Genomic DNA, 23,752 nt, shown 5'->3' on the forward strand with positions numbered 1-23,752 from the left:
CATTACTCCGGATGAAAATTAGTAATCCTGCCAGTCTTTTTGTCAATGTATACACGAAACGTAATCCCTCCGGCTTCCGCACTATACTGACCAGCGCCAACCCCTGCGGCTTGATGATATCCCTTTGCCGCAGCCATCTGACCCAACCGCATAACTTCTGCATCAGAATACAGGAGCGGATCATATACAGTTTTTCGCAACGTCGTCGACTTGTACCCCGTCAAATTTCCGGCCCTATCCTTTGATGGAATAGCATATTCATATGTCACCAGCCCTGGTGCCGAGCCAGGCGTGACGCTCAGAATTTTCGCACCATTATCATCTACAGCTTTCAAAAAATTAGCCGCATTGTGAGTCCCAGATATCCCAGAAGACTGAGTGAACCCATCGGGCCCAACCATGTGCCGATACTGCTTTTCGGAAAAACTCATACCAAAATGAAAAGGGGGCGATCTCAACCCGTCCCCTGAGATATTGTCGGGCAGCAAATGCGGCGACAACAGCCCATCTCCCTTAGCCGCCTGACGTTCGAGAGCGACCAACTTCTGCGCCGTCGCCGCAGCCCTCAACGCCGCGATATCGCCCAGGCTGACCACCGCCAGCGCTGCATCCAGCCCCATATCACCCTTGATGAAGCCATTCCCGGCGACATCTGCCAAATTCCACTTTTGATTGAAACCAAGCTGATAGCTTGCCGCGTCCCAGCCGTCCCCGAAGTAGCCCGAGATTCCCGACCAGGCGCCTGCACCCTTCTCCTTCAATACGCCCCAACCACCAATTTCCTGTGCGCGCTGGTAGTCAGCAAATGATTGCTTGCCGTCGTCATACAGCTTCTTGTAGATGTTCATATTGACAACATCCATCACCAAGCCGCCAACGTTGGCCCCTGCGCCTGCAATCTGCCCGCCTTGGTTGAAGAGGAGATTCAACAGAGCGTTCTCAGCGGACTCCTGCCCTCTCCCGTTAAGGAAGAGGATCCCGGTCGTGAACGGATCGCATCGCCCCGCTTCCGCGCAGGTGAGCTTGTAGCGCGCGTCCAGTCCGGAAGTGTGCGTGAGCAGGTTGCTCGCAATCTCGGCGCGATTGCCGTTCTGCAATGCCGCACTGGCCAGATCCGCACCGTTGTCTTTTATCCACTTGATGTACGTGGCCTCGTTCATCGACAGCGACCAGTACGCATCACCCAGCTTGGTCTGCTCGGCCTTGCAGGCAGACGAATCCGACGCTCCTGTACATGCGGCGATCAGCGCGCTGTTTCGCGCGTCTGACAGCGCTGCAAGTTTTTTCTCTTCCGCGCAGCCTTTGCCCTCCTTGGCGCAGCTCAACATCGCGTTGAGATACTGCATGCGCTCGGTATGGTTAAGGTAATTATTTTCGACCGAATTCTTTGCGATGGTTGCTCCCAACGCCGCGCTCACCGCGCCGTCGCCCCCCATTCCTCCTGCAAGTGCGCCCACGGCCAGCCCCAAGGCCTTCACCTGCTGCTCCTGCTCTGGCGACAACTGCCCCTTATTCTGTTTGGCGTAGTAGTCGCCCAGAACCTTCGCCGCCAACTCACCACCACCGGCCGCCAACGCCCCGCTCCCCGCCTTGCCACCATTGGTCTCAGCCAACAGCGCGCCCAGCAGCGCGTGCGACAGCATCTGCATGGCCTCGCTAGGCACAGCACTCTGCTTGTTCGGGTCAAACGTCTTGCCGATCAGTTCAGCCGCATACGGCGCCAGCGCATTGGAACCCAGCTGACCCAGTCCCTGCCCTTCAACACCACCGACCAACGCGCTGGTCACTGCGCCGAGCGCGCGACCATAGACACCATCAGGGGCCCACTTCTGCTGGGTCACCAACGCATCGGGGTAGGATGCATCGAACGCGACCAGGCGCTTGAGCTGCTCATCGGGAAGAAGCGCATCGAACGCCCGTCTCTCTTCGGGACTCATCGGCTCCCGATACTTGTCCGTGATCTTCTTCGCATCCGCACTGCCAATATCCCAGGCAATCTGCTGGCTGGTGGCCATCACCGTCCCCGCCGCAGCCGCCATCGCCTGCTGATCCGCCAGCAGCTTGTTCGCATCCGGCAATGCATCCAGCGCACGATGCGCTCCACTGGCATCGGTGTTGATGCCCAGATCAGCCGCCGACGTCTGCTTGCCACCGATGGTGATGTTGCCCTCGGTCAAGGTGGCAAGGGTGGAGCTGCTGTCGCTGCCCTTTTCCATCATCGGCAGGCCCGGACCGCCTCGGGGTGCGGCAGTTCCCGGCTTGGGCGTCCAGCCATCCATTTCCCCGCCCGCGCCACCACTGATGCTGCCGGAACTGGCCGTGTAGTCCATGTGGTTCTGCAGGTCAGTGAACGTCAGCGAGCCCGCAGTCAGTTCACTGTTGCCCGCATGGGTGCTGGCAATCGCACCGCCCACCAGATTCACGTGGCCGGCATCGACGTGGTACCCGCCATTGCCGGCAAACAGGCCGCTCTGCTGGCCAACACCCTGATAGCTGCCGCTGGCCTTGCCTGCACTGGCATAACCGTCAGCATTCCATGCGGTACCGATCGACACCTGCACGCGACCGCCCACCTGGCTGTTCCTGGACATGCTCTCGGCGATGTCCTGCAGCGACTCGATCGTCAGCGCGCCGCCGGTCTTGACGTCGATCCGGTCAGCGGTCGCCGTGGCGCCACGCAGCGTGGTATCGCCCTCGGCCTTCATCGAGATGTTCTTGCCGGTCAGCGTGGTGTTCTGCCAGGTGCTGCTCTCGGCATTGGCCTTGCTGCTGCCAACACTCGCTTCGGCGTACACGTACACGCCGGTCTGCGCGCCTACCGAAACGCCCACGCCGACTTCGGCGCCGGCATTGCTGCTCTTGCTGCGGTCGGCCACATGCGCCTGGCCTGCTTCCAGCAGAATGTCGCCAGCCGAATCCAGGCTGAGCGTTTTGCCCGCACTGAGGTTGCCCTGCACCACATGGATGTCGCCCTGGGTGCTGGTCAGGTTGACGTTGCCGCCACCCTGGATGGTGGAGCCACGCGACACCATGCTGCTGCCATCGGCACTGCTGTTGGCGGTCTTGAAGCCAATGCCTGCTTCAGCACGGAACAGTTCGCCACTGCCGCCACGGCCGGACAGTGCCGAGATCGCACTGGCTGCCTGGTACGCGTTGGCGCCCGCTGCCATGCCCTGCATCTTCTGCAGGCGATCATCGGACTGACGGGCCGCGTCCACGTTGTTGATCAGGTCGATCAACGGCGACTTCACCCGCGCGAACACGCCGATCTTCAGGTCCTTGTCGCTCTGCGAGTAATGGCCGCTTTCGTCGGCGGTCAGCAGCTCGATCTCGGCGGCGGTGATGTTCACGTCCTTGGCGGCCACCACATTGCTGGCCGTCTGCGTGTACTTGCCTCCGGCGGTCAGGTTCACGCTGCCGCCCAGACTGCCGATGCTGCTGGCCACCTGTGACACCTGCGCGCTGTCGTCCTGGTGCTGCTCGCGGTGCCAGCCGGAGAACTTCTCGGTATCCGATATCTGTACCGTGCCGATCGCCTTGCTGTCCGAGGTATTGGCGTTGCTGACCGTATCCCGCCCGCTGCGGACCAGCAGATCACCGGCCGCACGGATGCTGACGTCTTTCTCGGCGGCGATATTGGCTGCGGTCAGGCTGATGTTGCCCCCGGTGGTGGCCATGCGCACGCCGCCGCCGACCGACAGCTGCGTGCCGGTGATGGTGTCACTGCTGCCGCTGCCCTGGCTCTGCGAGTTGTTGGTACCGAAAGGCAGGCCGCTGGTGTTGTTGGCAAAGCCCCAGCCCTTGCCGCGGCTGCTGCTGTCGCTGCGCTCGGTGTTGTGGGCCACGTCGAACACGATGTCCTTGGTGGCCAGCAGCACAGCGTTGCCCTCGGCCGACATCTGCGTGCCCTGGCTGAGGATCGAGCCCCCGTTGGCAATCAACGTGAGATCGCCGCCTGCAGCCAACTGGCTGACGCGAGCATCACTGGTCGAATGGCTCTGTTCGCTGTTGGTGCGCTGGCTGCCGGCAGTCACCACGGTCGAAGTGGTGGCCGCACGCAGGCCAGAGGCTGCGCCTTCAGCGGTGCGGGTGATCCGCCCCATCGCCGAGCCACTGTCGGCCATGCCGTCGGTGGTCGAATCGCGGGCGCTGCGGTAAGCCTTGGTCGGGTCGTAGGTCACGCCCACCGAGAACCCGCTGGACTTGCTGGCCTGGCTGGATTGGCTGTCCGTGGTGTCCTGTCGCGCCAGCAGCGCAATGTCCTTGCCCACCAGTGTCAGGTTCTCGCCTGCGGCGACGTCCGACGCCTCGATCGTCAGTGTGTTGCCAGCATTGATCAGCACATTGCCGTCGCGCGAGGCAATCGCCGATCCCACCTGGGTGGTGGACTGCTCGGCGCGGGTGCTGCTGTTCTTCGCGCTGCTGTAGCCGACCGATGCCACGCCGTTGCCGAAGCCTCCGGTAACGCCGGATTTCTTTTTGCTCTCGCTGGACTCACTGCTGTGATGGTCCTCGGCGGCAGTGATCAGCACATTGTTGCCCGCCCCCAGAATCACGTTGCTGGTGGCATCGACCACCGCACCTACCGCAGTCAGATCGCGGCCAGCCGTGATGTTGATGCGCTCGCCCTGGATCGCCGTGCCGATGGCATAGCTGTCGCTGGCGTCGACGCTGCGCGTGGTGGTGGTGCTGGAGAGTGTCTTCTTTTTCTTGTCGTAGCTGTCCAGGCTGTAGTCATGCGTCTCGTTGGCCGAGAACAGGTTGACGTCGCGGCCTGCGGCCACGCTTACCGCGCCGTCATTGCTGTCGACCAACGCGGCGGTCAGGTTCACGTCCCGGCCCGCGCTCAGCAGCAGATTGTCTCCGGCCTGCAACGTACTGCCCCGCACCGTCTCATCACGCTGGCTGACCTGCAGCGAGCTGCGCTTGCCCGCATTGGCAAAATCGCGACTCTCGCTGTCCACCAGCGCCTGGCTGTTGATGTCCCCACCGGCCTGCAGTGCCACACCGCCCGCCGCCTTGATCTGCGCGGCGGCCAGGTTGATGTCCTTGCCAGCGGCCAGCACCACATCGCCAGCGCCCTGTACCGACGAGGCAGCGTGTGTTGTCCTGCTGCTGCGCTGGTGGTTGCGCTCATCGAAGGTGGCGTCGCGGCGTTCCTCCAGCGCAATCGCGCCAACATCCAGAGTGCCGCCTGCGGCCAGCTGGGTCAGGCCGTCGGCGCCGGCGTTGCGGAGCTGTGCGGCCTGCAGGCTGATGTCACCGCCAGCCACCACCGACAGCATGCCGTCGCCACTGGGGTTGGTCACATACAGGCCGGCGACCCGATCAATGCGGTTGGTCTCGTGCTGGTACGTGCCACCGCCCCGCTGTGTCTCCACCGTGGAGGCCACCGTGACATTGCCCGCGGCCTTGACCGACAGCGCATCGGTGGCCGTCACGGCGGCACCGACAACGCGGATGTCCTTGTCCGACGACAGCCCGACGTACTGGCCGGAAATGCTGCCGCCCAGATGCTCGATGTTGCCGGCATCGATGGTCACCAGCTTGCGCCCGGCGATGTTGCCGGTGTTGACCAGGCCATTACCCAGTTTGATATCGACATTGGCACCGGCCAGCAGTGCACCGTTGCCGTCGAGGTCTCCCGGCCGCAGGCGCAGGTAGACCTGCGGCACCAGCGCGGTGGTGGTGCTGCCATCGGCCAGGGTGACGGTCTGCTCGACCAGCCAGACGATGTCACTGGTCAGCTGTGCCATCTGTGCTTCGGTCAGCGCCACGCCAGGGCGCAGGCCCCATTCGCTGGCGACCGTGGCACCGGCCTCCAGCAGCGCGCGGTATTGCGCCTCGTCACTGGCGTAGCCGTCGAGGAAGCGGCGACCGGTCAGCTGGCCGATCTGCTCGCGCACCAGCTTCTGCTCGTAGTAGCCATCTCCCAGCCGCTTCTGCACGGTATCGGGCGAGTAGCCCATCTGGCCCAGCAGGTGGTCCGAGCTCAGCCAGGTCTTGTGGTCGGTAAAGCGCGGATCGGTCTCGACCAGGTAGTGGCCACCGTTGGGATTGACGTTGAACAGGCTGGCGCTCGGCGCGCGCGTGTCCGGTGCGCCCATCGCGATGCGGTCCGGCGATCCGCCACTGGCCGCGACCACGCGCGGCCCAGAGGTGCTGCTGTTCCCGCCTACTCCGCCGACGTTGCCGCCCTGCTGGGTGCCGGCGGCATCGGCCGCCTGCGCCAGCGCGCGTTCGGCACTGGTGCCGGTGGACTGGCCCGGCCCCTGCGTACCGCCATGGCCCGGTCCAGCGGGCAGTGCCTTCGGCCCCTGCACGTTGAGGTTGGCCATCGCTGAACCGTTCTGCACGTTCGGCGCGTTTCGCCCCTGGTTGAGGTTGCTCAGGTCACCGACGTCGATGACCAGCGTGCCTCCACTGGTGATGCTGCCACCGATCCTGCCGATCTCCTCGGAGATCGTCTCATTGCTCCAGGTGACCCGTTCGTTGCTGTAGGTGTGGCCCACATTGTTGAATTCATGGGTACGGAACAGCGTCTGCGCCAGATTCTCGACCTTCGCCGTCGCGGTCAGTCCCACGATGCTCAGGTTGCCCCCTGCGGCGATACTGCCGTAGTGGTTCTTCAGAGTGTCGGTGCCGATGCGCATCGCACCGCCGGAGCGGATCACCGCATCGGCGCCGACCCCGGCGCCGAGCACATCCTCGGTCACTGTCCGGGTGGCGATGCGGTACTGCTCGTTGCTGCTGACGTTGTTGCCGCCGGAGCCGCGCGGATTGGTCAGCGTATGATCCGGATCGTTGTAGTCCTTGTAGGTCCACAACTGCACGCAGTTGGTGGTGCAGGTTCCGTAGGTGCTGGAATAGGTCAGCTTGTCGTCGACATAGCGGAATGCCGGCGCATCGGGATGCAGGGTGCTCAGCTCGGCGAACGGGTCATCCGCGCCGACACGCACCTGGTCCGGATTGACCTGGTTGTCCTGGCGGCCGACGTAGTACATCACCACCGTGCCATCCTGCACGTTCAGGCGCGCGCGCTCGCCCAGGCCGGCATACAGGCCTCCGCGCCCGAAGAAGTAGGCACTGGTCTTCGAGCTCAGGCGTACCACCGCGCGATGCACGGTGAAGCCATCAGGCGTGATGTGCGGCGTGTCTTCGAGGATGTCGGCCGGGTCGAGGTAGTACACCTCGTGCGCGGAGTAATGGCTGGTACTGCGGATGTTCTCGGTACCGTTCTTGCCGTTGCGCCACCATGCCGGGCGATCCAGCCGCACCGGATCCATCACGGTGCTGGTCTGCGAAACGACCACGTTCTCGCGGATGTTGTTGACCACCTGCGCGTCGATGGACAGGTTGCCGCTCACATCGATGACCGAGCTGATGTTGTCGATCCGCCCTGCAATGCCGCTGGCGATCCGGTCGGCGCCGAGCGTGCCACCGATGGCCGCATCGCCGCCGCTGTAGATCAGGCCCTTGCCGGTGTTCTGCAGCTCGCGTACGCCCAGGTCCAGGCGCTCGCGTGCGGCCACGGTGCCGACGCGGGTGGCACCACCGGCCTCTTCGGCGCGGTTCTTCAGCACGCCGGTGGAGATCGCCACGCGATCACCGTAGATGCGCCCGGTGCCGAGATTGTCGATCTCGCCGGCCTCCAGGTGGGTCAGCGCGCCATCGATCAGGCCGCGGTTGGTCAGCTGGCCACGGGCATTGAGGTGGGTCGTGCCCTGGCTGGAGATCTCACCCGAGGCCGCGTTGGTGATGTTCTGGGCGTTGAGGTCGAGGTTGCCACCGCGCACCACACCCTGGTTGTCGAGGTCGCCAGACAGGTTCAGCGACAGCGTGCCGTTGGCGATCCATTCGCCACGATGGCGCATGCCCTGCTGCAGGGTGAGGCCGAGGTCACGCTGCGCCTGCACCTGGCCGTCTTCGCTGAGCGCACGTGCCACCAGGGTCTGGCTGCCATCGGCGCGCAGCAGGCCACCGCTGTTGGCGACGTTGTCCGCCTGGCTGTCCAGGTTGCCGCCGGTGCTGATCACGCCGCCGGTGTTCTGCAGCTGTCCGTTGATCTCCAGCCGCGCTCCGCCATCGGTGACGACCTGGCCCTGGCTGTTGTCCAGCGACTGTGCGCCGAACTGCAGCTGGCCCGCCTGCAGGCCACGCGTGCCGTCGCCGCCACGGGTGTTGCGGTTGTCCACGCTGGCGGCAGTGAGGGTCAATCGCTGCCCGGCCGCGATCGCGCCGGCCGCGTTGTCCAGGTGCCCGCCCAGGGTCAGGTCGAGGTCGCGCCCGGCCTGCACGCGGCCACTGGCATTGGCCAGGCTCGCCGCCTGCAGGGACAGATTCGCGGAGCTGGCAAGTGTTCCACCGCCACTGTTGTCGACGCGGGCCAACAGCAAACGCGCATCACCTTGTGCATTGACTGCGCCACCACGGTTGTCCAGCACGCCACCGTCCAGCTGCAGCTTCCCGGCTGCCAGCAGCCCACCGCTGCCGGCCGTGGCGCGGTTGTCGATGTCCTGCCCGGCCGTGTTGATGGTCAGGTCGGCCGCCGACTGCACGCGACCGCCCTGGTTGTCCATCGCGCCACTGCGAACGATCAGTTCGCCCTTCTGCGTGCCCAGCGTGCCGGCGCGGTTGTCCAGCCGCTGGCCGTGGGTATCGATGTCCAGCTGGCCACCCAGCAGCGTGCCCCGCTGGTTGTCCAGGCCATTACCCTGCAGCTGCAGCTGTTCGCCGGCCTGCATCGCGCCGTCGTTGTTGTCCACGCCTGCCGCCGTGGTCACCGTCAGATCCTTGCCAGCGACCAGGGTGCCGTGGCGGTTGTCGAGACTGCCGGCGTTCATGGTCATCGTGCCGGTGCTGGACAGCAGGCCCTGCTCGCCATTGTCGAGACGACCGTCAACGCCGAGCACCAGCGCGCGGCCGCCGGCATGTACGGTGCCGCCCAGGTTGCCCAGACGGGCTGCGGTGATGGTGCCGGCACCACCGAGCAGGATGCGGCCTTTCTGGTTGTCCAGCGCCTGGCCGATCGCCAGCGTGGAGTGACCGGTGCCTGCACCCTGCAGCGTGCCCTGCGCATTGATCAGCTGCTGCGCGATGACATCCAGCGCGCCATTGCTGGCAAGAGAACCGCCGCGATTGTCCAGCACACCCTGTACGCGCAGGCGCAGCGCATCTTCACCGGTTGCGGTGAGCGTGCCACCGGCGGTGGTCAGGGTGCCGGCGCTGATGTCGACGCGACGCGCCGAGGTGGTTGCTCCACTCAGATCGAGGGTGGCGCCATCCAGCACGAAGCTGCCGTTGCTGAGCATGCTGCCGCCCTTGCCCAGCAGGGTCTGCGCCGAGACCTGCAGCTGGCCGCTGCCGGCGTGCTGGATCCGGCCTGCACGGTTGTCCAGCGTCTGTGCCAGCAGGGCCAGGTCGCCATTGCTGGCCAGTGTGCCACCGGCATTGCCCAGCGTCGTCGCCTTGATGCGGCTGGCGCCTTCGCCGCTGGCAATGATGCGGCCACCGGCGTTGTCGAGCGTGGTGGCCTCAAGGTCGAGGCGATCGGCGCCCAGCGTCGCGTCACGATGATCCACGTCGTCGGCGCGCAGGGTCAGCGTGGCCGAGGAGACCAGCGTGCCCTTGCTGCCGTCCAGGCGGCCGGTGGTGATGTCCAGGCCCTGGTTGCCGGCCTGGCGGATGCTGCCGCCGCTGTTGTCCAGCCGTGCGGCGTTGACCGTCAGGCGGTTGGCGTTGCTGGCGATCGTGCCTTCGTGATTGTCCAGCGCACCGACGATCTGCAGCGTGCTGTCAGCGGTTCCGGCGCCGCTGAGCGTGCCCGTGCGGTTGATCAGTTCGCCGGCCTGTACGTCCAGCGCGCCGTTGCCGGCGATCGTACCGCCACTGTTGTCCACGCGTTGCGCCACGTGCAGCTGCAGCGCGTCGCTGCCGGTCGCACTGAGGTTGCCGCCGGCGTTGTCCAGGCGCTGCGCATCGATGGCAATGCGCTCGGCCTGGGTGGTGCTGCCGGCCCCGAGCAGCAGGTCGCCGCCCTCAAGCACCAGCGACGACTGGCTGAGAATGCGGCCCGCCGCACCCTGCAGGCTGTCGGCGCGGATCTGCAACGTGCCGCCGCCGGCGTGTTCGATTGCACCGCTGCGATTGTCCAGCCGTGCCGCCTGCAGCTGCAAATCACCGGTACCGGCCAGGCGGCCGCCGTTGCTGTTGTCCAGCCGCTCGCGGGCCTGTACCTGCAGCGCGCCGCTGCCTGCCGCCAGCACCTTGCCGCCCTGGTTGACCAGGCTGCCAACCTGCAGCTGCACCTGGCCGTTGCCGGAGATGCCGCCGCCGCTGTTGTCCAGGGTGTCGCGCACCGTCAGCGCCACGCCCTGCGTACCGGCCGACTGCAGCGTGCCCTTCTGGTTGTCGATGCGACCGGCGTCGATGCGCACGCCGCCGTTGCCGACGATCTGGCCTCCCTGGTTGTCGAGCGCATCGCGCACGTCCAGTGCCAACGCCTGCGTTCCCTGCGCAACGATCTGGCCCTGGCGGTTGCGCAGCACATCGGCCTTGATCTGCACGCGCTGCGCCGACGTCGTACCGCCACTCACGTCCAGCTCGCCGCCGGACAGCACCAGCGCGCCGTTGCTGAGCAGGCGCCCTTCGCTGCCATGCAGGGTATCGGCCTGCACCCGCAGGCTGCCGGTGCCGGCCTGCTGCACCAGCCCCTTGCGGTTGTCCAGCGTGATCGCGGTGAGGCCAAGATCACCATTGCCGGCCAGCGTGCCGCCGGCACTGTTGTCCAGCGCCGTGGCCTTCAGCGAACTGGCACCGGTACCGAGCGACAGCAGGCTACCGCCCCGGTTGTCCAGCGTGCCGGCCACGATGTCGAACCCGGCCGCACTGAGCGAACCGTTGCGCAGATCGGCGTTGCCGGCCGTCCATTGCAGGCGGCCCAGGGTACTCAGACGCCCACCGGCGCCGGCCCAGTCGCCGGCATCCAGCTGCAGGCCACCCTCGCCGGCATGTTCGATACGGCCACCGGCATTGCCGACCTGGCCTGCGCGCAACGCCAGCTGCGTGGCATTGGTGGCCAGCAGGCCACCGTCGTTGTTGAACAGGCCATGTACCGTCCACGACGATGCCGCCTTGCCGGCGTGCCGCAGTTCACCCCCGCGGTTGTCGAGCGACTGCGCATCCAGCCACAGGCCGCCGGCCACGCTCAGCGCGCCCTTCTGGTTCGACAACAGGCCCACCTGCAACGTGGCATCGCCATGCACCTGCAGCGTGCCGCCATCATTGCGCAGCTCGCCCCCGGCCTGCAGCGCGCTCACTCCCAGTCGACCGCCGCTGTTGTCGAGACCATTGCGGGCGGCCAATGACACCGTGCCGCCGTTGCTGATGCTGCCGCCGTCGTTGTCCAGCGTGCCGGTGATGGCGATCAGGCCCTCGGCCAGAGGCAGCGCCGGCGACGTCGGCGTACCGGTCGAGCCGCCATTGCCGCCGCCGGATCCTGGCGTTCCCGGCGTGCCGGTTCCGGGCGTTCCGCCACCGCTACCCGGCTGCGTACCGCCACCAGGGCTGCCCTCATTGCCACCTGACGCCACCGCATCCAGTGTGCCCAACAGGCCGTTGCTGCGGTTGCTGGCTGCATCGGCCTGGAGCGCCAGGGCCTGCACGCCGGTCTGTTCGATCGCACCGCCCTGGTTGCGCAGGCCGTGCGCCTGCAGTTGCAGGCGCTGCGCATTGAGCGTGCCGTTGCTGTTGTCCAGCGTGCCGCCGGAGGTGATTGCTACCTCACGCGAGGCCGCGATGGTGCCACCATTGGCAAGATCGCCACTGGCCTGCACGCGCACGTTCTGCCGCGACTGCAGTACACCGGTGTTTTCAAGACGGCCATCCACCGTCACCACCAGCTCGCCGGCCTGCGCACCAATGCTGCCGGCATTGCGCACGCCCACGCCGTGCTCGTTGCCGACCAGCCAGATCTTGTTGGCGAACATGCCGCCCAGCGCGCCGACGTCCAGTGCGAACGTCGGTGCCTCGCCGCTGGCCGCGCTCGCGCTGGCCTGGCTGTGGTCGGCACTGACCACGTTGTTGCCCAGCGTTGCCTGCAGCTGGTTGGCCCAGATACCGGCATTGACCTTCAACGAACGGGTGATCAGGTCGGTGTAGTCGGCGCGGCTGGTGTCCAGTCCATCGCCATCGATCTGGATCGCGCCGCCGGTGACACGGTAGCCCTCAAGTGCGCCTGCACCCGTGAACATCGGGGTGCCGGTGGTCAGCGTCACCCGGCTGGCATTGAGGAATCCGCCGCCGTTGACCTGGATGCCGGCCGGGTTGGCAATGATCACTTCGGCGCGCTGCCCGGCCACTTCCACATAGCCGTTGAGCCGGCTGGCCGGACCATTCACTTCATTGAGGATGACCCGTGCGCTGCCGGTGGCAAGCCACGGGTTGCCCTGCACCCAACCGCCCAGCTGCGTCTGCACCTGGCCGCGGGCGTTGTTGAGGATGACGCCTTCGCGGCCCACGTCGAACTGCGAATAGCGGTTGCGCGACACACCCGCCGCCGACGGCGTGGTGATGTTCACCATCGGCACGCCGTTGGGTGCCGTCACTATCGTCGGCCGTTCACGGCCCGGCGCATTCGGATCGGAACTGATGCGTGCATCGGACTGCGCCAGCGCAGGGGTTGCCAGACTGACCCAGCCCAGTGAGCACATCAGCGCGAAGCCCAGCGGCGACAGCGCCGCACTCTGCCGGCCCGGCACATGGCCGACCAGGCCACCGCCGCCCTTCACCAGCTCCGACGCAACCTGCCAGACGCGCAGCGCGCGGTTGAAAACCAGACGATAGATAGTGTTCATGTCACGTGTCCTTGTGGCAGATCAGTAGCGCCAGGCCAGGCTGAAGCCGAACGTGGTGTAGTCGGTGGGGAAATGGGCGGGCTTGTGCAGCGCCGAGCCCACGAAGCCATCCCAGGAAAGCTGCTGCCAGCCGCCGCGCAGGCCCAGCGCCATGCCCGCCAGGTCACGGCCGGACTGCCACTGCGCGGATGGGCCGCCGATACGGCCGTAGTCGGCGGCCACGTAGAACTCCTGGCCACCGCCGATGCCCAGCGAAAGATCATTGCGCAGCGACCAGCCGCGCTCACCGCTGAGCGAGCTTTCACCGTCGAAACCGCGCACGGTATAGCGGCCGCCGATGGCGAAACGGTCCTGTGGCGAGAGTGGCGTGCGGTTCCACTGCGCCCGCCATGCGGCGGTGTAGCGCAGGCGCTGCTTGCCCAGCTGGAACGGCACGCTGAACTGCGCATCGGCGGTGATCAGCTTCATCCGCGAGGTGCCTTCCAGCGGCAGCGTCGGATCCCACTGCTGCGCCCTCTCTTCCGGCGAGCGCAGGGCGTGGAAGGCGCCCGTGCCACGCCGGTAGGCCACGCTGGCATCGAGCGTGGCAGTGCCGATGAACTGCTTGTGGGTCAGGCCCAGTTCCCAGCCAGCGGTGCGGCGGCGCTGCACTTCAATTTCGGTATCGTCGATGTAGTTCTTCGACTCGCGCTGCCAGCCGCGCGCGTAGGCGCTGAATTTCACCTTGGCGTTGCGCAGCAGCAGCCGGTCCACCCGCGCTTCGGCGTTGCGGCTGCGGCCGCTGTAGTCATAGCGTTCAAAGGCACCGACCACGTTCTGGCTGTAGTCGTAGGCGCTGGCGGTGGCACCGAACAACCAGTAGCCGTAGGGCACGTCGTAGTGCGCGGTCCAGCTGTCGGTGTGCTTACCGCGGCCATTGAACACGCCACCGCCGGCACTGATGTAGAACAGCTCGTTCAGGCCCAGCGGGTTGTCCAGCGACAGCGTCGCGTTGGCCTGCAGCTTGCCGGTGCCGCGGCTGCCGGCATCGTCCAGGGTGACGCTCGCGCGTACCGGTGAACGCTGCGTCCAGTCGATCTGCAGGTCGCTCTGGCCCGGCGCCGCGCCTTCGCCGTCAGCCGGCGCGATCTTGATGTCGGCGCTGACGGTCGGCACGCGCTGCAGGTTCTCCAGGCCCTGCTCGATGTCACGCAGGTTGAGCAGGCCACCGCTTCGGATCGGCAGTGCATTGGCGATGGCCGGATGCCGCCCCTGCGGATCGGAGAACACGGCCTCGCGGAACCGGCCCGGCACCACCGACAATGTCAGTGTGCCCTGCTTGAGGTCCTGCGGTGCCGACAGCACCCGCGTGGTGACATAGCCACGGGCGATGATCGCGTTCTGCACGCGCTTCATCACCACGTTGATGCCTTCGGTCCCCAAGCAACGGCCGGTGGCCGGATCATCCACCAGGTCGGCCGCGGCCAGTGCCCAACCGAAGCGCTGGCTGTCGTCGCCTTCCAGCGCGATGCGGTCAATGCGCACGCAGGGCTGCTCCCGCGCCGGCAGGTGCTCGCCGTCCTTCGGCGCATCCCGCTCCAGGCGGACGTCGGGGCGTTGTTCCTGCTGCTCGCGCAGCACGCGTTCGCGTTCCTGTTGCCGCAGCAGTTCCTGCGCGGCTGGATCACCGGCCTGCTGGGCGGCAACACTGAAGGTCATGCCAAGCAACACCACCCACCCACCACCACGGCACACCTGTCGTGCCTGCTTCTTCCCTGACCGCACAGTCTTTTCCTGATATTGATGCAGGCCGTCGGGCGCTCTGTCTGGAAAAGGACAAGGCATCGACGTGCCGGCTTGATTCGGATCTGCCGGCGCACACGCGACAGCACGCCGCCGCGCGACGCGCAGAATGGCGCAAATGGTATCGGCCGCCACAGGAACTTCTATAGGGAAGATTGCAAATTCAGTCGACTGCGGGGAACGTCACCGCAAACGCCCGGGAAGCATGCGCGCTCGGGCCATGGCGCGAACCCTGGTCGTTCAGCACGCCGGCTTTCGCCTGCGGACGCTACAGTCGGAACATGACGACTTTCCTGCAGATCGAAGGCGCCGCCATCGGCGACATCGCCGGCCTCTATGCCGAGATCAACCGCGTGTTCATGGCCGGCGAAGACTGGCAGCTGGCGCCCAGCCTGGATGCGCTGGATGACCTGCTGTACGGCGGGTACGGCGCCCTGGCCGGACGGTCCACCCGCACCATCATCTGGCGCGATGTCGAACTCAGCCGCGCAGCATTGGGCGTGGCTGCCACACGCAGCTGGCTGCAGGCCAAACTGGCCCATCCCGGCGCATTCAACACCGCGGCCATCGAGCAGCAGCTGGCGGCGCTGGAGTACGGCAAGGGGCAGACCTACTTCGAGATCGTGATGGAGATCTTCGCGGCCCATCCGGACATCACACTGGTGCAGGCCTGAAGCAAGCGGCAGCCCAGGCCTGCGAACGCGGCAGCCCTTGCCCCCACCAGTTACCATGGGCATCCCTGTACCCGCTCCGCCGCGCCGCCCTCCGGCGCGAACGGATGCCCCGGATCCACGAGCCCCATGTCCAAAGAAAAGTCCGCCGAACACACCCCGCTGATGAAGCAGTTCTTCGCAGCCAAGTCCGAGTATCCGGACCTGCTGCTGTTCTTCCGCATGGGCGACTTCTACGAGCTGTTCTACGACGACGCGCGCAAGGCCGCGCGCCTGCTCGACATCACCCTGACCCAGCGCGGCAGCTCCGGCGGCGCGCCGATCCCGATGGCCGGCGTGCCGGTGCATGCCTATGAAGGCTACCTGGCACGGCTGGTGGCGCTGGGCGAATCGGTGGCGATCTGCGAGCAGATCGGCGACCCGGCGCTGGCCAAGGGCCTGGTCGAGCGCAAGGTGGTGCGCATCGTCACCCCCGGCACCGTCACCGACGAGGCGCTGCTGGACGAGCGCCGCGATACCCTGCTGATGGCCCTGTCGCGCACGAAGCAGGGCTACGGCCTGGCCTGGGCCGACCTGGCCGGTGGCCGCTTCCTGGTCAACGAAGTGGAGACCGACGACGCGCTGGAAGCCGAACTGGCCCGACTGGAGCCAGCCGAGCTGCTGGTACCCGACGAAGAGAACTGGCCGGAGTTCCTGCGCCAGCGCACCGGCGTGCGCCGCCGTGCGCCGTGGCTGTTCGACGCCGACAGCGGCCGCCGCCAGCTGCTGAACTTCTTCAAGCTGCATGACCTGAGCGGCTTCGGCATCGATGACAAGCCGCGCGCTACCGCTGCCGCTGGCGCCCTGCTCGGTTATGTCGAGGAAACCCAGAAGCAGCGCCTGCCGCACCTGACCTCGATCGCGATGGAAACCGCTGGCGAGGCGATTGCGATGAACGCCGCCACCCGCCGCCACCTGGAACTGGATACGCGCGTCGACGGCGATACCCGCAACACCCTGCTCGGCGTGCTCGACAGCACCGTCACGCCGATGGGCGGGCGCCTGCTGCGCCGCTGGCTGCACCGCCCGCTGCGCCTGCGCGAGGTGCTGGTACAACGCCACCATGCGGTGGAAACCCTGATCGACCGTGGCAGCGACGCCGACATCCGCGAGCAGTTCCGCCGCCTCGGTGACCTGGAACGCATTCTCACCCGTGTCGCGCTGCGTTCGGCGCGCCCGCGTGATTTCTCCACCCTGCGCGATGGCCTGGGCCTGCTGCCGGCGGTGCGCGACGTGCTGGCGCCGCTGGATTCACCGCGCCTGCAGGCGCTGCATGCCGCGCTGGGCGAACATGACGAATGCGCACAGCTGCTGGCCAGCGCCATCGCCGAGATGCCACCGTTGAAACTGAGCGATGGCGGCGTGCTGGCCGACGGCTTCGATGAAGAGCTGGACGAGCTGCGCCGCCTGTCCACCCATGCCGACCAGTTCCTGGTCGACCTGGAACTGCGCGAGCGCGAGAGCAGCGGCATTCCCACCCTGAAGGTGGGCTACAACCGTGTGCACGGCTACTACATCGAAATCAGCAAGGGCCAGTCCGACCGCGCGCCGGTGCACTACACCCGCCGCCAGACGCTGACCAATGCCGAGCGCTACATCACCGAAGAACTGAAGGCGTTCGAGGACAAGGTGCTGTCCGCGCGCGACCGTTCGCTGTCGCGCGAGAAGTACCTGTACGAGCAGCTGCTGGATACCCTTGGCGCGCAGCTGGAACCGCTGAAGCAGTGCGCCGCCGCACTGAGCGAACTGGATGTGCTGGCAGCCTTCGCCGAACGCGCGCAGGCGCTGGACTGGGCGCGCCCGGAGCTGCAGGCCGAGCCCTGCCTGAAGATCGAGCGCGGCCGCCATCCGGTGGTCGAGGCGGTACGCGAGCAGCCGTTCGAACCGAACGACCTGGACCTGCATCCGGACCGGCGCATGCTGGTCATCACCGGCCCAAACATGGGCGGTAAATCGACCTACATGCGGCAGAACGCGCTGATCGTGCTGCTGGCCCACATCGGCAGCTTCGTGCCGGCCAGCCGTGCGCTGATCGGCCCGATCGACCGCATCCTGACCCGCATCGGCGCCGGTGACGACCTCGCCCGCGGGCAGTCGACCTTCATGGTCGAGATGGCCGAGACCAGCTACATCCTGCATCACGCCACCGCTCATTCGCTGGTGCTGATGGACGAGATCGGCCGCGGCACGTCCACCTACGATGGCCTCGCGCTGGCCGACGCAGTGGCCCGTCACCTGGCCTACCAGAACCGCTGCTACACACTGTTCGCCACCCACTATTTCGAGCTGACCGCGCTGGCCGACGAGCAGCACGAGGGCGGCCGCAGCGGCATCGCCAACGTGCACCTGGATGCCGTCGAGCACGGTGAGGCGCTGGTGTTCATGCACGCAGTGAAGGACGGCCCGGCCAACCGCAGCTTCGGCCTGCAGGTGGCCGCGCTGGCCGGCCTGCCGCGCGCCACCGTAGCGCAGGCACGTCGTCGCCTGGCCGAACTGGAACAGCGCGGAGGTGAGAGCCATGCCGCCGAGCTGGCACCACAGGCACTGGATGCGCCGCAGCAGTTCGGCCTGTTCAGTGCGCCGGCCAGCAAGGCGCAGGAGGCACTGGCGGCGATCGACCCGGACGAACTGACGCCGAAGCAGGCGCTGGAAGCCCTGTACCGGTTGAAGGCGCTGCTGTAACCGCAGCGCGCGGCCAAGGCCTCCCGCCTACCTTGCGGGAGGCCCATCGAAAGGCTCTGCAAATCCGATTCTGCGTTTCAATTGACAGAATCTATCAACCTGAACGAATCATTCGATTATTCATTTCATCCGGCCATAGCTAAAGTCGAGTGAAGATGTTTACCCACGTCTTCACCGCCACCAGGAGCCAGCCGATGAGCCAGTCCGACAACAACAACGCCAAGTGCCCGTATCACAGCGCACCGTCGCCCGAGGAAGGCGCCCAGCAGCAGCGCGAGCTGAGCACCACGCCGAAGCAGAAGCACGGCGATGACCCGGTCACGCCGATGACCACGGCCTTCGGCGCACCGGTGGTGGACAACCAGAACAGCAAGACCGCCGGCCCGCGTGGCCCGCTGCTGATGGAAGACGTATGGCTGCTGGAAAAGCTGGCCAACCTCAACCGCGAGATCATTCCCGAGCGCCGCATGCACGCCAAGGGCTCGGGCGCGTTCGGCACCTTCACTGTCACCCACGACATCAGCAAGTACACCCGCGCCAAGCTGTTCGAGAAGGTCGGCAAGCAGACCGAGATGTTCGCCCGCTTCACCACGGTGGCCGGCGAGCGTGGCGCCGCCGACGCCGAGCGCGACATCCGCGGTTTCGCGCTGAAGTTCTACACCGAAGAAGGCAACTGGGACCTGGTCGGCAACAACACCCCGGTGTTCTTCCTGCGCGACCCGCGCAAGTTCGCCGACCTCAACAAGGCCGTGAAGCGCGACCCGCACACCAACCTGCGCAGCGCGCGCAACAACTGGGACTTCTGGACACTGCTGCCCGAAGCCCTGCTGCAGGTGACCGTGGTGATGAGCGACCGCGGCATTCCGCGCAGCTTCCGCCACATGCACGGTTTCGGCTCGCACACCTACAGCTTCACCAACGCCGACAGCGAACGCTTCTGGGTGAAGTTCCACTTCGTCAGCCAGCAGGGCATCGAATCGCTGACCGACGCACAGGCGCAGATCCTGGTCGGCCATGACCGCGAAAGCCACGGCCGCGACCTGTTCGCCGCGATCGAAAAGGGCGACTTCCCGAAGTGGAAGCTGTTCATCCAGGTCATGCCGGAGCTGGACGCGGAAACCTACCGCGTGCATCCGTTCGACCTGACCAAGGTGTGGCCGAAGAGCGACTACCCGCTGATCGAAGTGGGCCAGTTCGAACTGAACCGCAACCCGGTCAACTGGTACCAGGACGTGGAGCAGTCGGCGTTCGCGCCGAGCAACCTGGTGCCGGGCATCGGCCCGTCGCCGGACAAGATGCTGCAGGCGCGCCTGTTCGCCTATTCCGATGCGCAGCGCTACCGCCTGGGCGTGAACCACCACCAGATTCCGGTGAACGCAGCGCGCTGCCCGGTGCACAGCAACCACCGCGACGGTGCGATGCGCGTGGACGGCAACTACGGCGGCCTGCCGCACTACGAGCCGAACAGCTACGGCCAGTGGCAGGAACAGCCGCAGTACCGCGAACCGCCGATGAAGATCCGGGGCGACGCCGACTTCTGGAACTTCCGTGAGGACGACGCCGACTACTTCAGCCAGCCCGGCGCGCTGTTCCGCAGCTACAACCAGGCACAGAAGGACCGCCTGTTCGCCAACACCGCCCGTGCCCTGGGCGATGCGCCGGACTTCATCAAGCAGCGCCACATCGACAACTGCAGCAAGGCCGACCCGGCCTACGGTGCCGGCATTGCCGCGGCGCTGAAGGCGCTGGCCAGCCAGCCGTCGGATCCGTTCAAGCCGGCCCAGCCGGAAGCGGACTTCCCCACCGCCACCCCGGGCGCCGAAGACATCGAGCTCTGATCGCCCTCCCCCGTGAACGGCACGCCGCCTCCCCGTGAGGCGGCGTCGCCGTTTTAACGGTCCGCGTCGTACCTTCTGCACGCCCAACCCCAATCAAGGATTCCGCAGATGAGCCTGACCGACGAACTTCTCGCCAAATTGCAGGGCGCCCCGCTGCAGCAGGTGTCGCAGCAGCTCGGCATCAGCGATACCCAGGCTTCCGGCGCGATCAGTGCCGCGCTGCCGGTGCTGATGGGCGCGCTGGGCAACAACGCCTCGCAGCCGCAGGGCGCGCAGGCACTGCTCGGCGCCTTGCAGAACAACCACAGCGGCCTGGACCTGGGCAGCGTGCTCGGCTCGGTGCTGGGTGGCGGCAGCGGCGGTGCCGCCAGCGACGGCGCCGGCATCCTCGGCCACATCTTCGGCGGCAGCCAGCAGAAGGTGGAAACCGGCCTGGCCCAGGCCACCCAGCTGGACAGCGGCCGTACCAGCCAGCTGCTGCAGATCCTCGCGCCGATCGTGATGGCCTTCCTGGCCCAGCGTCTCGGCGGCGGCCAGGCCGATGCCGGCTCGCTCAGCCAGGCCCTTGGCCAGGAAAAGCAGCAGGTGCAGCAGCAGGGCGGCATCGCCGGCGGCCTGCTCGGCAGCGTGCTGGACCAGGACGGCGACGGCCAGTTCGGCATGAGCGACCTGCTCAAGCTCGGTGGCAACCTGCTCGGCGGCAAGCGCTGAGGTTTGCGGGCGCCGGACCCGGTCCGGCGCCCTGTTACCTACAACGCGTCGATATCGCCCAGCGCGCGGATCAAGCGCCGTGCGCGCTTGTCCGGCTTGTGCTCCGGCGGCTGGAACCCATCGCGTGCGGCGATGCGCAGCGCACGCTGTTCGGCACGACGGGCCTTGGAGGCCTCGCTCTCGACGTACAGCTGCTGCGCCGTCGGCGCTGGCCCGCGCTGATCGCTCAGCCCCAGCACCTGGATCTCGAAATGCTCCTCGCCACGATCCACCTGCAGCTGCTCGCCGACGCGCACCGCACGTGAGGATTTCGGGCGCTGCCCAGCCACGCTGACCTTGCCGGTCTCGATGGCCTGCTTGGCCAGGCTGCGGGTCTTGAAGAAGCGGGCCGCCCACAGCCAGATGTCCAGGCGGACACTGGGCGACAGCGGGGAAAGCTCGGGCATTGGTGCGTGCTACTCCGGTGGCTTGTTCAGGGGACGCGGGTTGTCCGGATCGGTGCGGCAACCGCTGCCCCCGATCAGGGTGGGTACGCCGGCAGACAGATCCTGGCGCTGGCTGCCAACCAGGCACTCGGGGCGGTCGGTCGGCCGCACCTGGGTATCGCCCAGCCGGTCACCTGTCGAACATGCGGCCAGTGCGGCGCCGATCAAGGCCAGCGCCAGGCTCCGCTTCACCTGCAGTCGTTGATGCATTGCCACATCCCGCAAACCGGCTTGGTGCTAGTGTGCGCCTCCCGGGATTCGATCACCACTCCATGGCCAAAGCGCCGCTTGACCTGACATCCGGCCCGATCGGCCGCAATCTCCTGCTGTTTTCACTGCCGATCCTGGCGGGCAACATCGCGCAATCGCTGAACGGTTCGGTGAATGCGGTCTGGGTCGGGCGCTTCCTCGGCGAGGCGGCATTGACCGCCACCGCGAACGCCAACAACATCATGTTCTTCCTGATCGGCTCGGTGTTCGGCTTCGGCATGGCCTCGACCATCCTGATCGGACAGGCCATCGGCGCGCGCGACATCGCGCAGGCGCGGCGCGTGGTCGGCACCAGCGCCACCTTCTTCATCGGCCTGTCGGTGATCATCGCCATCGCCGGCTGGTTCATGGCCCATCCGCTGCTGGCGGCGATGGGCACGCCGGCCGCCTCGCTGCCATTGGCCGAGGCCTACCTGCAGATCATCTTCCTGGCGATGCCGACGCTGTACGCGTTCGCCTTCCTTACCGCCGCACTGCGCGGTGCCGGTGACTCGCGCACGCCGTTCCGTTTCCTGATGGTGTCGGTGGCGCTGGACATCGTGCTGAACCCGGTCCTGATCTTCGGCATGGGGCCGTTCCCCGCGCTGGGTATCGCCGGCTCGGCCTGGGCCACGCTGGTCGCGCAGACGCTGTCGCTGGCCGGCCTGCTGCTGTACATGCGGCACAAGCGCCACACCCTGTGGCTGGGCCGCGCCGACATGCGCCTGTTCAAGCTCGACATGACCATCCTCAAGGCGCTGGTGGTCAAGGGCGTGCCGATGGGCCTGCAGATGGTGCTGATCTCGCTGTCGGTGATCCTGCTGATGACCATGGTCAACCAGTACGGCACCGACACCGGCGCCGGTTACGGTGCCGCCCTGCAGCTGTGGAACTACCTGCAGATGCCGGCGATGGCGATCGGTGCGGCATGCTCGTCGATGGCCGCGCAGAACGTCGGCGCGCAGCGCTGGGACCGCGTGCGCGGCACCGCACGCCAGGGCGTGCTGTTCAATTTCCTGCTGACCGGTGCACTGATCCTGCCGCTGGTGGTGTTCGATCGCCAGCTGCTGGCCCTGTTCCTGCCACCGGCCAGCCAGGCGCTGGACATCGCCCGCCACCTCAACCACGTGGTGATCGGCTCGTTCCTGTTCTTCGGCGTCAGCTTCGTGATCTCCGGCGTGGTGCGCTCCACCGGCGCGGTGATTCCGCCGCTGCTGATCCTGGCTGGCTCGCTGTGGGGCGTGCGCGTACCGTTCGCCGAACTGCTGCAGCCGTATTGGGGCGCCGATGCGATCTGGTGGAGCTTCCCGGTCAGCTCGCTGGTGTCGATGCTGCTGTCACTGGCGTATTACCGCTGGGGTGGCTGGCGCAAAGCGAAGATGATGGGCAAGCCCTCGCACGCCGAAGAACTGGCCACGCCCTCGGAGATTCCGGCCTGCCCGCCCTCGCCGGTGGCCGACCCGGATGCCGCGCCGCTGCGGTAGTGCCGGCCGCTGGCCGGCAACTTCACACCTCTCCGGAAGCATCGCAAAACAGCCGGCCAGCGGCCGGCTCTACCGCTTCTTCTTCTTCGCAGCGTTGAACGTCGCCGCCGCGCGCAGCAGCGCCTTCAATGCAGCGGCATTGGGCATCGCGCCCTCATGGATGTCGATCGCACGCCGCGTGTTGCCCTCGAGGCTGGCGTTGAACAGGCCCTTCGGGTCCGCCAGCGCGGCACCGTTGGCAAAGGTCAGCTTCACCGCCTGCTTGTAGGTTTCGCCGGTGCACAGGATGCCGTTGTGCTCCCACACCGGTGTGCCGCGCCACTTCCAGGTTTCCTGCACGTCCGGCAGCGCTTCATGGATCAAGGCGCGCACGCGTGCCAGGGTTTCACCACGCCAATCCCCCAGCTCGGCGATGCGCGCGTCGATCAGTTCGGCCGCCGGTGTTCCGGCATCGGCAGGGTTCGGTGCATGTGTGGCCATCATCGGCTCTCGTTGGCAAGGGGATCGGAACGGTGCGCTTACATGCGCTCGCCGGGTAATGCCGCGGCTTGGCGCACCCAGTCGAGGAGCTGTGCTTCATCCAGCACCCCATCCTGTGCAATGTGCAGGTATCGCGTATCGGCGCTCCGGGAAGGCTCGGGCGGCACCGGCGTCAGTGCAGCGCCACGGAAGAACGCCACCTTGATGTAGCGGGTGAAGCAATGGAAGCTGAGAAACCAGCCTGCGCCCGGCGCCACCGCATACATCGGCGAATTCCACTTCACGGCCTTGTGCACGCCAGGCACCGCCTGCACGATCAGCGCATCCAGCTGTACTCCGATCGGCCGCTTCCAGTCCGGCATCGCCGCGATATAGGCCTGCACCGGGGCATCGCCCTCGCCCTTGGCAATCTGCGGATTGCCGCCGGACAGCAGCGTGGGCGCGGCGGAAGGTGCGGTTCGCTTGGCAGGCATCGCA

11 protein-coding genes are annotated in these 23,752 nt (G+C 66.6%); 5 read left to right on the forward strand and 6 right to left on the reverse strand.

What is annotated here, in order from left to right; all coding sequences use genetic code 11:
* Positions 1–2 precede the first annotated feature (2 nt).
* Entirely contained in the window at positions 3–12,854 is a 12,852-nt protein-coding gene (locus BKE09_RS04900; protein WP_139319613.1) for a hemagglutinin repeat-containing protein, read from the reverse strand.
* Between the two features lie 21 nt (positions 12,855–12,875).
* Positions 12,876–14,552 carry a ShlB/FhaC/HecB family hemolysin secretion/activation protein gene (locus BKE09_RS04905; RefSeq protein ID WP_240502876.1) on the reverse strand — a complete coding sequence of 559 codons (1,677 nt, stop codon included), beginning with the start codon at positions 14,550–14,552 and terminating at the stop codon, positions 12,876–12,878.
* 365 nt (positions 14,553–14,917) lie between these two features.
* On the opposite strand from BKE09_RS04905, the gene BKE09_RS04910 reads away from it, so the two are divergent.
* The 4 genes from BKE09_RS04910 to BKE09_RS04925 all read left to right on the forward strand — a co-directional run bounded on the left by BKE09_RS04910 (position 14,918) and on the right by BKE09_RS04925 (position 20,577).
* On the forward strand, positions 14,918–15,310 hold the full coding sequence (locus BKE09_RS04910) for a ribonuclease inhibitor (RefSeq protein WP_075675006.1): 393 nt from the start codon (positions 14,918–14,920) through the stop codon (positions 15,308–15,310).
* Between the two features lie 126 nt (positions 15,311–15,436).
* Entirely contained in the window at positions 15,437–18,028 is a 2,592-nt protein-coding gene (gene mutS / locus BKE09_RS04915; protein WP_075675007.1) for a DNA mismatch repair protein MutS, read from the forward strand.
* A 326-nt stretch (positions 18,029–18,354) separates the two neighbouring features.
* A complete protein-coding gene (locus tag BKE09_RS04920; RefSeq protein ID WP_206120594.1) occupies positions 18,355–19,866 on the forward strand; it encodes a catalase in 1,512 nt (503 codons plus the stop codon).
* A 108-nt stretch (positions 19,867–19,974) separates the two neighbouring features.
* Positions 19,975–20,577 carry a DUF937 domain-containing protein gene (locus BKE09_RS04925; protein WP_075675009.1) on the forward strand — a complete coding sequence of 201 codons (603 nt, stop codon included), beginning with the start codon at positions 19,975–19,977 and terminating at the stop codon, positions 20,575–20,577.
* 38 nt (positions 20,578–20,615) lie between these two features.
* On the opposite strand, the gene BKE09_RS04930 is transcribed toward BKE09_RS04925, so the two are convergent.
* Positions 20,616–21,023: an RNA-binding S4 domain-containing protein gene (locus BKE09_RS04930; protein WP_049399634.1), complete on the reverse strand. Its 408-nt coding sequence runs from the start codon at positions 21,021–21,023 to the stop codon at positions 20,616–20,618.
* 9 nt (positions 21,024–21,032) lie between these two features.
* Positions 21,033–21,272 (reverse strand): hypothetical protein, encoded by a 240-nt coding sequence (locus BKE09_RS04935; RefSeq protein WP_075675010.1) that lies wholly within the window; start codon positions 21,270–21,272, stop codon positions 21,033–21,035.
* A gap of 62 nt (positions 21,273–21,334) precedes the next feature.
* On the opposite strand from BKE09_RS04935, the gene BKE09_RS04940 reads away from it, so the two are divergent.
* The gene (locus BKE09_RS04940; RefSeq protein ID WP_075675011.1) at positions 21,335–22,795 is read left to right on the forward strand and encodes an MATE family efflux transporter; all 1,461 of its coding nucleotides are present in this window, start codon (positions 21,335–21,337) and stop codon (positions 22,793–22,795) included.
* A gap of 69 nt (positions 22,796–22,864) precedes the next feature.
* Here the strand turns inward: BKE09_RS04940 and BKE09_RS04945 are convergent, their stop codons facing one another.
* Together BKE09_RS04945 and BKE09_RS04950 are read right to left on the reverse strand one after the other, a co-directional pair.
* Positions 22,865–23,275 carry a DUF1801 domain-containing protein gene (locus BKE09_RS04945; protein ID WP_075676582.1) on the reverse strand — a complete coding sequence of 137 codons (411 nt, stop codon included), beginning with the start codon at positions 23,273–23,275 and terminating at the stop codon, positions 22,865–22,867.
* 38 nt (positions 23,276–23,313) lie between these two features.
* Entirely contained in the window at positions 23,314–23,748 is a 435-nt protein-coding gene (locus BKE09_RS04950; RefSeq protein WP_075675012.1) for a DUF1801 domain-containing protein, read from the reverse strand.
* Positions 23,749–23,752: the final 4 nt, after the last annotated feature.

The organism is Stenotrophomonas sp. TD3 (assembly GCF_001939825.1).
In the GTDB taxonomy this organism is placed as follows: domain Bacteria; phylum Pseudomonadota; class Gammaproteobacteria; order Xanthomonadales; family Xanthomonadaceae; genus Stenotrophomonas.

Bases quoted from the DNA above. Each gene is read 5' to 3' on its own strand.
- BKE09_RS04900 (WP_139319613.1), bottom strand. From the start codon at position 12,854: ATGAACACTATCTATCGTCTGGTTTTCAACCGCGCGCTGCGCGTCTGG.
- BKE09_RS04905 (WP_240502876.1), bottom strand. From the start codon at position 14,552: ATGACCTTCAGTGTTGCCGCCCAGCAGGCCGGTGATCCAGCCGCGCAG.
- BKE09_RS04910 (WP_075675006.1), top strand. From the start codon at position 14,918: ATGACGACTTTCCTGCAGATCGAAGGCGCCGCCATCGGCGACATCGCC.
- mutS (WP_075675007.1), top strand. From the start codon at position 15,437: ATGTCCAAAGAAAAGTCCGCCGAACACACCCCGCTGATGAAGCAGTTC.
- BKE09_RS04920 (WP_206120594.1), top strand. From the start codon at position 18,355: ATGACCACGGCCTTCGGCGCACCGGTGGTGGACAACCAGAACAGCAAG.
- BKE09_RS04925 (WP_075675009.1), top strand. From the start codon at position 19,975: ATGAGCCTGACCGACGAACTTCTCGCCAAATTGCAGGGCGCCCCGCTG.
- BKE09_RS04930 (WP_049399634.1), bottom strand. From the start codon at position 21,023: ATGCCCGAGCTTTCCCCGCTGTCGCCCAGTGTCCGCCTGGACATCTGG.
- BKE09_RS04935 (WP_075675010.1), bottom strand. From the start codon at position 21,272: ATGCATCAACGACTGCAGGTGAAGCGGAGCCTGGCGCTGGCCTTGATC.
- BKE09_RS04940 (WP_075675011.1), top strand. From the start codon at position 21,335: ATGGCCAAAGCGCCGCTTGACCTGACATCCGGCCCGATCGGCCGCAAT.
- BKE09_RS04945 (WP_075676582.1), bottom strand. From the start codon at position 23,275: ATGGCCACACATGCACCGAACCCTGCCGATGCCGGAACACCGGCGGCC.
- BKE09_RS04950 (WP_075675012.1), bottom strand. From the start codon at position 23,748: ATGCCTGCCAAGCGAACCGCACCTTCCGCCGCGCCCACGCTGCTGTCC.